The following is a 13,730-nucleotide window of genomic DNA, read 5'->3' on the forward strand; positions in this document are numbered from 1 at the left end:
TAGGTTTGGTCTGCTTTAGTGCTGGTATGTCTAGTAGCTGAGTCAGAAGCGGTTGCATCGATCTCAGGATAAGGTTCTCAACGCCTAGCATAACTCATGCGATAGACCCCCAAGCTTTGAAAGTTCGGCTTGAATCGTCGATCGCAGATCATCATCGTAGTCCGAAAGAATTTGTGTTTCTGTCGTAATCAGCGTAACTTTAGGAATCAAAGCGTTCATAATGCCTGCTGCTTTCACGGCGATATGATTGCTGCCAACGATCACGAGATGATCGGGTCGATCACTGAGGTCTAGCAGTTCGCGAGTCGTAATCGCATTCTCAATTCCGGGCAGATCTGGCTTAACCGCATTTCCGCCCACAGCGATCAGAATTTTATTGGCTGTCACTCGGCGATCGCCAATTTCTAACGTGTGAGCATCCAAAAACCGAGCTTGTCCATCGATCAGTTCCGCTTCTGCTTTTTGTAGATGCTCGATGTGGACTTGGCTCAGATGCTGAATGTGCTGCTCTTTAGCTTTCATGAACTGAGACCAATCAAACTGACACGAGACATTACCCCAACCATACTCATCAGCGCTCTGAAAGAATTGCAAAAAGCTAGCAGCATAGGTCATCAGTTTTTCAGGAATACAACCGTGAACGACACAAGTTCCACCGACTTGACCACGTTCGACGATCGCGACTCTAGCGCCATAGCTAGCAGCTCGCTCCGATGCAGCTAGACCACCCGGACCCGCTCCAATCACAATCAAGTCATAATCAAAATTCATGGTATCTGCTAATCCATTGTGAAGAGAACGATTACTGCTGAACCTTAGCTACGATAGCTTCGTCATTACGATCGTAGCGAGTGCTTTCATAGCATTCAATCCAGCATAGAAAAATGAGATAGCTGTGAAATGAGGGTCTATCGCGGGGTAGGACGTGTCTACCTATCGATAGAGAGACGCGATCGTAGTTTAGGTCTTCTAGATTAAAACCGAGATTGCACACAGCAAACTTAGAAATTAAACAGGAGACACATTCAGATGCCACACCAAAACTATCAATCGATTCTCGATGCGGCAATTCATTGTGCTTACGAATGTGAACATTGTGCAGATGCCTGTTTAGGCGCGATGCCTGACTGTGCGCGGGTCTGTACCGATTGCGCTCAAATCTGCTGGGCTTCGGCATCTTATATGAGCCGTGGATCTCGCTTCATTCCTCAAGTTGTTCGCGCCTGCATTGAAATTTGTGATGCTTGTGCGGCGGAATGTGAAAAGTACCCAGACAATTCTCACTGTCAAAAATGTGCCCAAGCTTGCCGCCAAGCTTCTGCGGAGTATAAGAAAGTGGCAAGCGTCGCAGGAATTGCCTAGCATATTGCTCAAACTGTCCTACTCAAAGAGGTTGCCTTTCATTTGATAGATAGGCAACCTTTTCTTACTACGGTGAAGTTTGTTCTAGGTGACGTTGATTAGCATTGTTAATCCCCCTGCACCCTGCGTCTCAACATTATCATTAGTGGCATGGTGAGCAATGTGGCAATGCAGTAACCATTTTCCCTTCTCCCGCGCCGTCCAAATTACGTCATACCGCTCACCTGGTGCAACATTGATCGTGTCTTTCTCGATCTGGGCAGCGACTGGAACCGGATTCCCATCGGTTGCTACAATTCTGAAAGGTCCACCATGAATGTGCATCGGATGGATAAACGCATTGTTCGACCCGATGAAGCGGAAGCGAATCTTTTCGCCGACTTTAGCATTGACTGTTTCGGTAGAAGGATAGGCTTTGCCATTGATGGTAAAAAAGTTGGGGAGTAAACCCTCCATCGGCATTGCGGGGAAAGTGTAGCCTTGTTTCACTGTCCATTCTTGCAGTTGAACCGTTACATCTTGATCGAAGGCGGGAGTATTCGCTTTCTTCGGTTCAATAATCAACGCGCCGTACATTCCTAGCGTTTGTTGTCGATCGACATCTTTATGCGAGTGGTAGAAATAAGTACCTGATTGCTTGACCGTGAATTCGTAGGTGTAGCTTTCACCAGGCGCGATCGGTTTCTGAGTTACATCGGCAGGTCCATCCATATTATTTGGCACAATCATACCGTGCCAGTGAACCGTCGTTGGCTCAGACAGATTGTTTTTGACGATCATGCGAATACGATCGCCTTCTGTCACCTGAATTCGGGGACCAGGAACTTGACGATTAAAGGCATAGGCAGCCACTTGTGTTCCAGGTAAGATGTTCCACTTAATTAGAGAGACATCTAGATTAAAAACCTTGACACCATTCTCTAGCTTAGGTTCTAGTACCTGGTCGCCTCGTGCATCCGCAGGAGCGGTGTAGGCAATCTTGGTTAAATCGACGGCTGCCATGTCTGCCATTGCTTTCATGCTCGTATCAGCAGTCATGATCATTCCAGGTGGCATGACGAAGCCATTCATTTGAGAAACGCTACTCATCGGCGCAGCAGGTAGGGATGAAACGGGTGCAGGAGCAGTTGTCCCGTTCATATTCATTCCCGGCATGGATTCATTGCCTTGACTCACTCCGGGCATTGTGGATTGAGGCACATTTTTAGCGCTCATGCTGAAATCACCGTAGAAAGCCGCGATTAGAATTCCGATCGCAAGCGCGAACAAAGTCAAAAGCATGACCGCAAAAATCTGCGATCGCGTCGCTTTTGGCTTCATACCCATTCCAGTATGTGAATTTGTAGATGACTGATTCGAGTGAACTTTCATTTATCTTCCTTCCCTATCAGACATATCAAGCTCAGATGCGGGGTGAATCGCTTTATCGGTAGAAGCATTCGGTGCAGGTATCTCACCAGAAGTTGTAGCAATCCGGTTTCGTTCAGTAGCCAAACTATGACCGCCCTTACCCAAAGCTCTGACTGTTCCCATGCCATGTTTTAGACCAACAGCAACCAGCCACAGATTGACCGGAAAAGCGACAACCAAGCCAACCAATGTTGCCAATGACATCACGCCCCAAAAGCGAAGAGAGGTCGCTTCCATTGCCGTCATGTCGCGACTCATCAGAATCACCATCACCGGAATCATGCCCGCCATGACCGCGTTCATGGAAAGCCATTCAGGAGTGAAAGACCGTCGAACAGCTTTCAGGTACGAACCACCGAGCATATCTTTCATAAACAAGGCTTGAAAAATCAATAGCCCGAACGCAAAGCCGAACACATATTCAGAAATGACATCCAGCCACATCGGTAGCCCCAAAGCTGCGGTGATCGCAGCCGCGACAATAATTCCTGTTGCATCTCCTGCCATGCAGTGAATGGTTGATCCGAGTGTTTGCTTCCACAAGGGTCGAACAAACGCTTCGTGTTCTCCGGGGGCTGGCTCTTGGCAGGACAAGATGTACAAGGCTGCCCCAACGACTCCGGTGTAGAGTGTCACTAATATCCATCCCCATTTCATCACGGTAAGTTCAGGATTGCGAGTGAGGGCATCCCAAGCAACGTAAATGACCGCGATCGCGCTCAGACTAAACCAAACTAGCAAAACCCGATCGATCAGCATCGCGTTTTGAGGCTGTGGTGCGATCGAAGGTGTCATTTCAGGCATCTTCATTCCAGGCATACTGGAATCCGTCGGAGATTGAGCAATGAAGCGATGAGGGCTGGGTGAGCTTTGACTTGATCCCAGTTTGGGAGTGAGAAAGACAACTGCGATCGCGGCTGTGAACAAAACTATCCACAAAGCGAGTTTAGAACGCATACTTACCTTGCTACAGTGGAAATTGAGATTCAGCAGCAAAAACGATTCTTTGAAACTTGATTGCTGATCAAAAGACTTCTACAAATTTAAAGCTGCTATTACTATCCTGATACACGAAGATGAAATAAGAATGAAGTGTTTCGATTGAATCAGGAAGATTTTAAGGACATATCAGATGAACATGAAATCAGCATGAAATGACGTTCCATCGATAGTCTTGATCTTTCACAGAAAATTTTACTTCAGATGCTAGAGGCGACCTTACCAGCAACTCTCTACCGTTAAAGCCAAGAACGAAACTACAGTTCTTTGAACTTTACATTCTAGGAGTTTCATTATGACTGCAACCCAATCCCATCAATCCCAACTCGAATCCTGTATCGAAGCGTGCCTTGATTGTTTACGCGAGTGCGAAACCTGTGCAACTGCCTGCCTCGATAGCGACATGGTGCAAATGATGGCTCAGTGCATCAAGACCTGTCGCGACTGTGCGGATACTTGCGATATTTGCGCTCGGTTTATGGCTCGCAATTCTGATCTTCATGCTCAACTCTGTGGCGTTTGTGCTGAAGCTTGCGATCGCTGTGCGGCTGAATGTGACAAACACGATCACGACCACTGTAAGCGATGCGCTGAAGCTTGTCGCCGTTGCGCTGAAGCTTGTCGCCAAATGGCTGCAGCAATGGCTTAATTGAATTGGAGCGGCTCGATCGAGGCTGTCTCTGAGGCGTAGGGATAGCCTCTTCTCATTCTGTAGGAATACTTTGAGGCAATCGCTTGACTCTCCAGCCCACTAGAGGGTTCAAGATAGAGACAGTTCACTTCTCGCCTCAAGGAAGATTAAACAATGTCTTTTCAGTTTACGGTTCCCAATATGGCTTGTTCAGCTTGCAGCGACACGATTACCACTGCAATTAAAGCGATCGACCCCACAGCACAAGTCAGTGCTGACCCAAAAACAAAGCAAGTTAGCGTCGAAACCCAAGCTTCAGAAGACACCATTAAAGAAGCTGTCACGAACGCAGGCTATACCGTTGCATAGGTTTATCTATCATGGAAACAAACACGCTGAAATTGCAGGGGATGAGTTGCGCTTCGTGTGCCCGCAGCGTTGAAGATGCGATTCGTTTGGTTCCGGGTGTAGCAGAGGTTAGCGTCAACTTCGGAGCCGAACAAGCATCGATACAATTCGATCCCGATCGCACGAATTTAGAGCAGATTCAAAGCGCGATCGTCGAGGCGGGATACGGTTCTTACTCGCTGCAAGACCAAGAATTCATCACCGATGAATCCGATGCCGAGAAAACAGCCCGATTGCGAGAGTTTAGGCATCTTAGAACCAAAGTCATCGTTGCAGGGGTGATTAGCGCGATTCTAGTATTTGGCTCATTACCAATGATGCTTGGATTTCCGATTCTATTCATTCCTACATGGCTGCACAATGCTTGGTTTCAATTGATTCTTTCCACTCCGATCATGTTCTGGGCAGGTCGAGAATTCTTCATTAATGCTTGGAAAGCTCTCAAGCGACACACCGCAACGATGGATACGTTAGTGGCGCTTGGGACGGGAGCCGCTTATCTATACTCACTTGTCGCAACGCTGATTCCAAGCTTCTTTCTGTCGCAAGGACTCAACCCAGATGTTTACTATGAAGCCGCAAATGTGATCATTACGCTGATTTTGCTAGGTCGATTACTCGAAATGCGGGCGCGGGGACAAACTTCTGAGGCGATTCGGAAACTGATTGGATTGCAAGCGCGAGATGCCCGTATTGTTCGCAACGGGCAGGAACTTGAAGTTCCGATTCAGGATGTCCGTATTGGTGACATTGTGATCGTGCGTCCGGGGGAAAAAATTCCGGTAGATGGTGAGATCGTTCAAGGCAGTTCGCAGATTGATGAATCGATGGTGACGGGTGAAAGCGTCCCGACGAAAAAGCAACTCGGTGATGAGGTAATTGGAGCCACGATCAATAAAACAGGAAGCTTTCGATTTCGAGCCACACGAGTCGGGAAAGACACGGTTCTGGCTCAGATTGTTCAATTGGTACAGCAAGCTCAAGGATCAAAAGCACCGATTCAGCGATTAGCGGATCAAGTCACTGGATGGTTTGTTCCGGTGGTGATTGCGATCGCAATTCTCACTTTTCTCATCTGGTTTAATGTCATGGGAAATGTGACTTTAGCTCTAATCACAACCGTTGGCGTTCTCATCATTGCTTGTCCTTGTGCGCTTGGACTTGCGACTCCAACCTCGGTCATGGTTGGAACTGGCAAAGGTGCAGAGAATGGCATTCTAATCAAAGGAGCCGAAAGCTTAGAGTTAGCGCATCAGATCGAAACGATCGTACTCGACAAAACTGGAACCCTCACCGAAGGCAAACCTACCGTGACCGATTTTATTAGCACAGTGGGTTCTGAGAATGAACTGAAGTTATTGCGGTTAGCGGCATCGATCGAGCGCATTTCTGAGCATCCATTAGCTGAAGCGGTCGTGCGGTATGCCCAAGCTCAGGAAGTAATTTTAAGTGATGTTCAGAACTTTGAAGCTGTTGCAGGGAGTGGCGTTGAAGGAATGGTTTCTAATCATCTGGTTCAGATCGGTACGCAGCGATGGTTAAACGAACTTAGAATTGATACTGCTGAGATCGAATCTGAGAAAAACCGATTAGAGGCACTGGGAAAAACGGTGATTCTGATTGCGATCGATCATCAACTACAAGGTTTAATGGGCATTTCTGACGCGCTGAAACCGTCTTCAGCCCAAGCCGTTCGCGCTCTGCAACGATTGGGACTTGAAGTGGTGATGCTGACCGGAGACAACCAGCAGACCGCAAACGCGATCGCGCAACAAGTCGGGATTCAAACCGTGATTGCTGAAGTCAGACCTGAGCAAAAAGCAGCGACGATCTCAGCCATTCAGAGCGGTCAGATTGGCAAAACATCCACGACTCGAACAAAGTCACGCCGACACGCAAAATCGAAAATCGTAGCAATGGTCGGCGATGGGATTAATGACGCGCCTGCATTGGCGCAAGCGGATGTCGGTATTGCGATCGGGACTGGAACCGATGTTGCGATCGCAGCGAGTGACATCACTTTAATCTCTGGTGATTTGCAAAGCATTGTGACTGCAATTCAACTGAGTCGCGCCACCATTCGCAACATTCGGCAAAATTTGTTCTTTGCCTTTATCTACAACACGGTGGGAATTCCGATCGCCGCAGGCATTCTCTTCCCCGTCTTTGGTTGGCTCCTCAATCCCATCATTGCAGGAGGTGCAATGGCGCTCAGTTCAGTTTCTGTGCTGACTAATGCACTGCGGCTGCGAAATTTCAAACCGAAAGCAACGGCATAAGGAGGCATCATGATCCGAAAACATTGGATGATTGGAAGTCTAGCGGGATTTGGATTGTTACTGGGTGTTTCTAGCGCAGCAATGGCACAAACACCTCACGATCAAATGCAACCGTCTGAACCGACAACTAGCTTTCGCCGCATTGATCAACCGCTGTGGTTGAAGGGTGCTGTCACGGCTGGAGGGATCGGATTAATTGGGGTAGAGCTTTGGTGGTTTTTGTTTAGTAAATCTAAGTCCCGTAAAGCAGACACTAATCAGGGAATTCAACAGGCGACGATTACGGTTGATGGTGGCTACGAGCCGAATCGAGTCGTGGTTGCGGTCGGGCAACCTGTGCGATTGAGCTTCGATCGACGTGATCCCTCTAGCTGTCTCGAAGCGGTGCGAATGCCTGATTTTCACATTGCCAAAGATTTACCGCTCAATCAAGTGACGGCGATCGAGTTTACGCCAACGGAACCCGGAGAATATGAGTTCACCTGCGGGATGAATATGTTTCGTGGCACGATCGAAGTCCAGGGTGATTCCCAACCTGTCGAATCAACTCAAACTTTAGTTTCTCAGCGGAGTTAATCATGGTTGTTCAAGATGAGCCGAAACTGATTGGCGTGATTTCAAAGGAAAGCGGGCTTCCGGTAAAAACCATTCGATACTATGAAGAACTTGGACTTCTGAAGACAATCGGACGAACTGAAGGAGGCTATCGATTGTTTCGCTCGGATACACTCTCTCGATTACATTTCATCAAACGCGCTCAAAGTCTTGGATTAAGTTTGTCCGAGATCAAAGCCTTTTTAGAGGTTCGCGAGACAGGCGATCTCCCCTGTGTTCATGTTAGACAGACCCTTCAGGAAAAGCTGAGTGATATCGATCGACAAATTTTAGAACTGCAACGATTGAAGCTTGAACTCACAGAGCTATTAAGCGATCCGACGGCTCAACCAATTGTGACTGAAACAATGATTTGTCCCATCCTTGAATCGATCTAATTCTGGCTTTACAGCGAGGATAAGTAGCAATGACAGTCTGGCTTCTCAATCAGCGATTCGACCAGGGCATTCAACGAGACTGCGGCTAGTAATCCACCGCCCAAGGTTCCTTCGATCGTGATGTAAGGAATGTCTGTTTTCATCAGTCGTCGCTTAGCAGCAGGCGCATGACTGAACCCGATCGGCATTCCAATCACCAGCGCAGGCTGAATTTGTTCCTGTTCAATCAACTCGCAAATCGACATCAATACCGAAGGTGCGTAACCAATCACTAAGATACAGCCTTTGGGAAGGTGCTGTAGGCGCTCTTTCCAATGTTCATTGTCCCAGAAGGCTTGCTCTGCCTCTACCGCGCTATTGATATGTAAATCAGCAATCAACGTCTCAACCGGACAATCCAAGTGCGCGAGACGAGTTTGATCCAGCGCAGAAACGACGGGCAGAATATCCCCGACGATCGTACAGTTCGCTTTGAGGGCATCACGAGCCGCAGCGATCGCATCTCGACTCCGACGCACAAACTGAATCAAACTCACATCCCCACATGCCAGCACGAGCTTAGACAGCAGATCAACCTCAATCTCTGAGCGGTCAGATAGATCCGGCAACAATCGTTGTAGAGATTCTTGAAAGACTTCGGGATGGGACGTTGTTTCCACGTCGAGGTGATGCCAAAGCTTTTCCAGTTCTCCGAATCCGCCCTCAGCTTCTAATCGTCTTAATTGAGCCAGCGCCTCAGCCTGAATCATCTGACAGTCTTGATCTCGCCCCAATACGCCTTCTAATGCCGCAGCGGTTTGGCGCAATCGAGCTAACTGCTGAACGATCGTTTGATACTGCTGCTGTAATTGCAGGATTAGGGTCGGTTCAGTCGCGGATTCGTTCTGAGTGAGTTGCTGAATGTGAGCAAGCTGGAACCCTTGCTGTTTGAGTGCCACAATTTGTTTGAGTTGCTGAACGTCTCGCTGATTGTAGAGGCGGTAGTTGCTAGCGGAGCGTGAGGGTTGAGGCAGCAGACCTACGGTATGGTAGTGCCGCACCATTCGAGGAGTAATACCGCCCCCGACTGCCTCAGTTAATTCCTTGATGGTCAGATTCTGTATCTTCATGCTTTTGATTTTAGGCGAAAACCTTGACATTGACACTAATGTTAAGGTTTAGAGTGAGGATGTGGTTTGTCTCTACTAACACGGATGTTTTCTATCACTTCTCCTCGCGTTCCAACCCTACTTAAACAGCATCCTGATGCCGTTGCAGCTTTACTCTGTGGCGTTTTAGTTCTACTAGGCTGGCTTACCCTACAGTCGGGATGGCTCGGTCTTGCACTGCTGATCTTGCCTGCGGCTTATGTGATTGGTGGCTATGAAAGCGCTCGTGAAGGTCTCACAACTCTATTTGAAGAAAAAGAACTTGATGTTGATCTGCTGATGATTGTGGCAGCGTTAGGAGCAGCAGCATTGGGATTGTGGCGCAGAGAATATTCTTTTATTGTCGATGGTGCGGTTCTGATTCTGATCTTCTCGATTAGTGGTGCATTAGAAGGTTATGCGATGCAGCGTACTGAACGAAGCATCCGAGGGTTAATGAATTTGACGACAGACACGGCACGAGTTTGGCGCAATGGACGAGAAGAGGAAATTGCGATCGCGAATCTCCAAATCGGCAGTGAGATCATTGTGAAACCGGGCGAACTCGTTCCCACAGATGGCTTGATCGTAGAAGGATTCAGCGCTCTGAATCAAGCTCCGATTACTGGGGAATCGATGCCTGTGGAGAAGACGATCGGCGATGAAGTCTTTGCTGGAACCATTAATGGGAGTGGTGCATTACGGCTCAAACTGCACCAACCGCCGGAAAGTAGCTTGATTCAGCGCGTGATCCGCCTCGTTGAGCAAGCACAAACCGAAACGCCACCGTCTCAGCAATTCATCGAACGATTTGAGCGGGGATACGCTAAAGCGATCGTCATCCTCGGAATTCTATTTGCATTGCTTCCACCGTTCCTCTGGGGTTGGAGTTGGGAAACCACGATCTATCGCGCACTGATTTTTCTTGTGGTTGCCTCTCCCTGTGCATTAATGGCAGCTACAATGCCGACATTGCTTTCTGGAATTGCGAATGGGGCACGGCAGGGAATTTTATTCAAAAACGGCGCTCAACTAGAACTGATTGGACGAGTAAGCGCGATCGCGTTTGACAAAACCGGGACACTCACCACGGGAAAGCCCCAAGTCGTTCAAATCATGGCGGTTGATCAGGATAAAACGCAATTGCTCAAAGTCGCAGCCGCTTTAGAAAGTCTATCCGAACACCCGATCGGAGAAGCCGTCGTTCGATTCGCCCAGAAACAGCAGATTGACTGGCAGCGAGCAACGAATGTTCAGGCTCATACGGGATGGGGAATTACCGGAGAAATTGATCAACAATTGGCAATCGTAGGCAAGGCAGCTTTTGTCAGGGAACAGTCCATCGGTTGGTCAGACGCTTTGACCACATTCGTGCAGCAGTTAGAATCATCTGGAAAAACGGTGATATGGGTTGCTTATGCGGGAAAACCGCTGGGCGTGATTGCGATCGCGGATCAAATTCGTTCTGAAGCTCAAAGTACGATCGCTCGACTCAGACAGCTTGGAATTCGAGAAATTGTGATGTTGAGCGGAGACAACGATCGTACTGCCCGCAGTATTGCCGATGAACTCGGAATTGATCAGGTCTATTCCGAACTGCTGCCTGAGAACAAAGTCGATGTGATTCGATTATTGCAACGACAGTATGGCACGGTGGCAATGGTTGGAGATGGGATTAATGATGCGCCTGCTCTCGCTCAAGCCTCGATTGGCATTGCAATGGGAGCAGCAGGCAGTGATGTAGCACTAGAAACCGCAGATATTGTCTTGATGGCAGATCGGCTAGAACGCTTGATCGGTGCAATTCGTCTCGGTCGTCGCGCTCAGCGCATTGTGAAACAAAACATTGTGTTTGCACTGAGTTTTATTGTGCTGTTATTGGTGGCGAATTTTGTCAGCCATATCACTTTGCCTTTAGGCGTTGTTGGGCATGAGGGATCGACGGTGTTAGTGACGCTGAGTGGATTGAGACTGCTGAGAAATTAGCGATCGCAGTCGTCTCGATCTCAAGTCATTATTTTCAACTCGATGTAAGCCTTCTTAATTCTCAGAGTGCGATCAAGACAACGCTTTTTGACTGCGTACCAATAGTACTGGTTGACAGCTAATATTATATCAAAAAGATTTAATGAATTATTGCTGCCGTATTCGCATTCACTGGCATTACCGATTAAACTGGTGGTGAACTCACCACCATATCATTCAAAGAAAAATTGATGCCTAAAGCTATTGAAGTCAGATCAGATTTAGTTGTTTCAGGTTTTCATGCCCTGTCTGACCCTTTACGAATTAAAGTCCTAGAGTTACTGCGTCATCAAGAACTTTGCGTGTGTGATTTGTGCGAAGCTCTCGATGTGAGCCAGTCTAAGTTGTCGTTTCATCTGAAAGCGCTAAAAGAGGCGCAGCTTCTAAAAGCGCGACAAGAAGGGCGATGGATATACTACAGCCTCAATCTGCCACAGTTTGTCGTCTTAGAACAGTATCTTGCCGAGTTTCGCCGCTTTAGTTCTATTTTGCCGCCTCGATTGTGCAAAGAGGAGTAATCCATCAAGTTTTCTTTATATAAATTAACGAGAAAGTTACCTGAAATGCTTGAGTAAATCAATTTTATTTGAAATGATAGGTGTAGTACTCACTAAACCTCATGTGAGATTCACCATGACTTCCAACTTACTGACTCAGGCTAAAACGCTGCAAGCCAAGGCACTGATCGGTCTCAGTTTCGCAGCAGCATTTGGATTTGTCGGCTGTACCACTCAGAATCAAGCAACGCAACCGAATTCATTGCAACCAGCCGCAACCTCACAAGAAGTGGCGAACCCAGTCGTGCCTGCGGGTACTGGGATTCAAATCGATGGCTCTAGTACAGTCTTTCCGATTAGTGACGCGATCGCGAAAGCATTCAAGCAAACTCAGGGCGATAAAGCACCACAGATTGACGTTAAATTCTCTGGGACAACTGGGGGATTTAGAAAGTTTTGTGCGGGAGAAACTGATATCAACGATGCTTCGCGTCCGATTTTGAAAGAAGAAATGGAGGTGTGTGGGAAAAACGGGGTGCGCTATATCGAGCTACCCGTTGCGTATGATGCATTGACGATCGCAATCAACCCACAAAATACTTGGGCGAAGGACATTACGATCGAGGAATTGAAAAAAGCCTGGGAACCCTCAGCCCAAGGAAAAATCACAAACTGGAAACAGATTCGTGCTTCTTACCCGGATCGTCCGCTCAAACTTTATGGAGCAGGCAAAGACTCTGGAACATTCGATTATTTCAACGAAGTCACCAATGGTAAACCGAAAGAGAGCCGAACCGACTACACTGCGAGTGAAGACGACAATCAGCTAGTGGCAGGTGTGAGCCAAGACCCAAACGCGCTGGGTTATTTTGGCTTAGGCTACTACGAAGACCACCAAGACAAGCTCAAAGCCTTAGCCGTCGATTACGGTAAAGGCGCAGGAGCGATCGCGCCTTCACGAGCAACCGTGGAAAACACAACCTACCGACCGTTTTCGCGTCCGTTATTTATCTATGTGAATGCCACCTCGTCTCAACGCAAGCCTGAACTTCAAGCCTTTGTCCTTTTCTATATCCAGAATGCCAAGAAACTTGTTGAAAGCGTGAACTTCATTCCACTTCCCGATGAAGGCTATCGTCTCAGTGAGCTTCACTTCTATAGAGGTAAAGTTGGCACTGTGTTTGAAGGTAAGCCGCAACCGGATTTAACGATCAGTGAATTGCTGCGTAAGCAAGCTGTCTTCTGAAATTGCTGTATATCAAGCTTTTTAGACGCTAAGATTCACTAAGAAGGCGTTCCCATGCTTAAACCACCAAGACGGATTGCAGACATTTCAATTGTGGTACTGCTCTTGATTCCATTGATGTGGCTGCATCGCCAATGGAAAGTTCATCAAGTCGCAGCCTTGATCGAGACTTGGCTCAAGCAACAGCACGGATTCGCCTTTCGAGTTGTAAATTGTCCAATTCTCATTCCCCTCGCAACATCTACATTTGAATGTCAAGGAGAACTGAATTCCTCGACTCAGGTTTCCATTATTGTTCAACGTGATGCGAATGGCGGGTATCACTGGGAGATTCCAACATCCAAGCAGGTGCTTAATCTAAGTGAACTAGAGCATCAATTCCAGGATGAAATTTTTAAGCAGACGAAGACGCGACCCGTGATTCACTGTGGAGGACAATATCGCTTAAATGAAGTGGGCGATCGATTCATCTGCCAGATGATGAATCAACATCAAGAAAACATCATTTTAGTTCAGGTGGATGATCAAAATGATGTGACCTGGCAGATTGTAGAAGCTCAACCTGTAAGCCGCTCTGAAACGGTGTTAAAGTCTCACTCAGTCACCTCGCTTTCGCCAACGAGCGCAGATGCCTTTCTCAATCTGCCTGCTGCAACGCAAGGCTTTCACGATTAACTCAGCTTGAGTCACTCTTGAAGCACTCGCATCAAGTTCTTTCGAGTTATAAGTTTCCTCTCATTCTGAATAGTTTCTT

At 47.6% G+C, this 13,730-nt stretch carries 14 protein-coding genes; 10 read left to right on the forward strand and 4 right to left on the reverse strand.

Annotation, left to right across the window (positions count from 1 at the left end):
* Positions 1-84: 84 nt before the first annotated feature.
* Positions 85-771 carry an FAD-dependent oxidoreductase gene (locus NIES2104_RS27490; protein ID WP_225895330.1) on the reverse strand — a complete coding sequence of 229 codons (687 nt, stop codon included), beginning with the start codon at positions 769-771 and terminating at the stop codon, positions 85-87.
* A gap of 258 nt (positions 772-1,029) precedes the next feature.
* Here NIES2104_RS27490 and NIES2104_RS27495 point away from each other — a divergent pair, with 258 nt between their 5' ends.
* Entirely contained in the window at positions 1,030-1,362 is a 333-nt protein-coding gene (locus NIES2104_RS27495) for a four-helix bundle copper-binding protein (protein ID WP_059002127.1), read from the forward strand.
* Positions 1,363-1,446: 84 nt separating this feature from the next.
* Here the strand turns inward: NIES2104_RS27495 and NIES2104_RS27500 are convergent, their stop codons facing one another.
* Positions 1,447-2,733, reverse strand: a complete 1,287-nt coding sequence (locus NIES2104_RS27500) for a multicopper oxidase family protein (RefSeq protein WP_059002128.1) — start codon at positions 2,731-2,733, stop codon at positions 1,447-1,449.
* Entirely contained in the window at positions 2,734-3,729 is a 996-nt protein-coding gene (locus NIES2104_RS27505) for a DUF4396 domain-containing protein (RefSeq protein ID WP_225895331.1), read from the reverse strand.
* Between the two features lie 337 nt (positions 3,730-4,066).
* Here NIES2104_RS27505 and NIES2104_RS31075 point away from each other — a divergent pair, with 337 nt between their 5' ends.
* The 5 genes from NIES2104_RS31075 to NIES2104_RS27525 all read left to right on the forward strand — a co-directional run bounded on the left by NIES2104_RS31075 (position 4,067) and on the right by NIES2104_RS27525 (position 8,081).
* Positions 4,067-4,420 carry a four-helix bundle copper-binding protein gene (locus NIES2104_RS31075; protein WP_072218256.1) on the forward strand — a complete coding sequence of 118 codons (354 nt, stop codon included), beginning with the start codon at positions 4,067-4,069 and terminating at the stop codon, positions 4,418-4,420.
* Positions 4,421-4,576: 156 nt separating this feature from the next.
* Positions 4,577-4,771 carry a heavy-metal-associated domain-containing protein gene (locus tag NIES2104_RS27510; protein ID WP_059002129.1) on the forward strand — a complete coding sequence of 65 codons (195 nt, stop codon included), beginning with the start codon at positions 4,577-4,579 and terminating at the stop codon, positions 4,769-4,771.
* Positions 4,772-4,782: 11 nt separating this feature from the next.
* A complete protein-coding gene (locus NIES2104_RS27515) occupies positions 4,783-7,089 on the forward strand; it encodes a heavy metal translocating P-type ATPase (RefSeq protein WP_072218257.1) in 2,307 nt (768 codons plus the stop codon).
* Between the two features lie 9 nt (positions 7,090-7,098).
* Positions 7,099-7,665 carry a cupredoxin domain-containing protein gene (locus NIES2104_RS27520; protein ID WP_192843668.1) on the forward strand — a complete coding sequence of 189 codons (567 nt, stop codon included), beginning with the start codon at positions 7,099-7,101 and terminating at the stop codon, positions 7,663-7,665.
* Between the two features lie 2 nt (positions 7,666-7,667).
* A complete protein-coding gene (locus NIES2104_RS27525) occupies positions 7,668-8,081 on the forward strand; it encodes a heavy metal-responsive transcriptional regulator (RefSeq protein ID WP_059002131.1) in 414 nt (137 codons plus the stop codon).
* Between the two features lie 8 nt (positions 8,082-8,089).
* On the opposite strand, the gene NIES2104_RS27530 is transcribed toward NIES2104_RS27525, so the two are convergent.
* Complete coding sequence (locus NIES2104_RS27530; RefSeq protein WP_059002132.1) at positions 8,090-9,190, reverse strand: precorrin-8X methylmutase; 1,101 nt, start codon at positions 9,188-9,190, stop codon at positions 8,090-8,092.
* Positions 9,191-9,274: 84 nt separating this feature from the next.
* Here NIES2104_RS27530 and NIES2104_RS27535 point away from each other — a divergent pair, with 84 nt between their 5' ends.
* From NIES2104_RS27535 to NIES2104_RS27550, 4 genes are all read left to right on the forward strand, one after another.
* A complete protein-coding gene (locus NIES2104_RS27535; protein ID WP_059002133.1) occupies positions 9,275-11,194 on the forward strand; it encodes a heavy metal translocating P-type ATPase in 1,920 nt (639 codons plus the stop codon).
* Positions 11,195-11,424: 230 nt separating this feature from the next.
* A complete protein-coding gene (locus NIES2104_RS27540) occupies positions 11,425-11,751 on the forward strand; it encodes a helix-turn-helix transcriptional regulator (protein WP_059002134.1) in 327 nt (108 codons plus the stop codon).
* A gap of 115 nt (positions 11,752-11,866) precedes the next feature.
* Positions 11,867-12,976, forward strand: a complete 1,110-nt coding sequence (locus tag NIES2104_RS27545) for a PstS family phosphate ABC transporter substrate-binding protein (protein WP_156427117.1) — start codon at positions 11,867-11,869, stop codon at positions 12,974-12,976.
* Between the two features lie 54 nt (positions 12,977-13,030).
* On the forward strand, positions 13,031-13,651 hold the full coding sequence (locus NIES2104_RS27550; protein WP_059002135.1) for a hypothetical protein: 621 nt from the start codon (positions 13,031-13,033) through the stop codon (positions 13,649-13,651).
* The last annotated feature ends 79 nt before the right edge of the window (positions 13,652-13,730 follow it).

This window comes from Leptolyngbya sp. NIES-2104, assembly GCF_001485215.1.
In the GTDB taxonomy this organism is placed as follows: domain Bacteria; phylum Cyanobacteriota; class Cyanobacteriia; order Leptolyngbyales; family Leptolyngbyaceae; genus Leptolyngbya.

Bases quoted from the DNA above. Each gene is read 5' to 3' on its own strand.
- NIES2104_RS27490 (WP_225895330.1), bottom strand. From the start codon at position 771: ATGAATTTTGATTATGACTTGATTGTGATTGGAGCGGGTCCGGGTGGT.
- NIES2104_RS27495 (WP_059002127.1), top strand. From the start codon at position 1,030: ATGCCACACCAAAACTATCAATCGATTCTCGATGCGGCAATTCATTGT.
- NIES2104_RS27500 (WP_059002128.1), bottom strand. From the start codon at position 2,733: ATGAAAGTTCACTCGAATCAGTCATCTACAAATTCACATACTGGAATG.
- NIES2104_RS27505 (WP_225895331.1), bottom strand. From the start codon at position 3,729: ATGCGTTCTAAACTCGCTTTGTGGATAGTTTTGTTCACAGCCGCGATC.
- NIES2104_RS31075 (WP_072218256.1), top strand. From the start codon at position 4,067: ATGACTGCAACCCAATCCCATCAATCCCAACTCGAATCCTGTATCGAA.
- NIES2104_RS27510 (WP_059002129.1), top strand. From the start codon at position 4,577: ATGTCTTTTCAGTTTACGGTTCCCAATATGGCTTGTTCAGCTTGCAGC.
- NIES2104_RS27515 (WP_072218257.1), top strand. From the start codon at position 4,783: ATGGAAACAAACACGCTGAAATTGCAGGGGATGAGTTGCGCTTCGTGT.
- NIES2104_RS27520 (WP_192843668.1), top strand. From the start codon at position 7,099: ATGATCCGAAAACATTGGATGATTGGAAGTCTAGCGGGATTTGGATTG.
- NIES2104_RS27525 (WP_059002131.1), top strand. From the start codon at position 7,668: ATGGTTGTTCAAGATGAGCCGAAACTGATTGGCGTGATTTCAAAGGAA.
- NIES2104_RS27530 (WP_059002132.1), bottom strand. From the start codon at position 9,190: ATGAAGATACAGAATCTGACCATCAAGGAATTAACTGAGGCAGTCGGG.
- NIES2104_RS27535 (WP_059002133.1), top strand. From the start codon at position 9,275: ATGTTTTCTATCACTTCTCCTCGCGTTCCAACCCTACTTAAACAGCAT.
- NIES2104_RS27540 (WP_059002134.1), top strand. From the start codon at position 11,425: ATGCCTAAAGCTATTGAAGTCAGATCAGATTTAGTTGTTTCAGGTTTT.
- NIES2104_RS27545 (WP_156427117.1), top strand. From the start codon at position 11,867: ATGACTTCCAACTTACTGACTCAGGCTAAAACGCTGCAAGCCAAGGCA.
- NIES2104_RS27550 (WP_059002135.1), top strand. From the start codon at position 13,031: ATGCTTAAACCACCAAGACGGATTGCAGACATTTCAATTGTGGTACTG.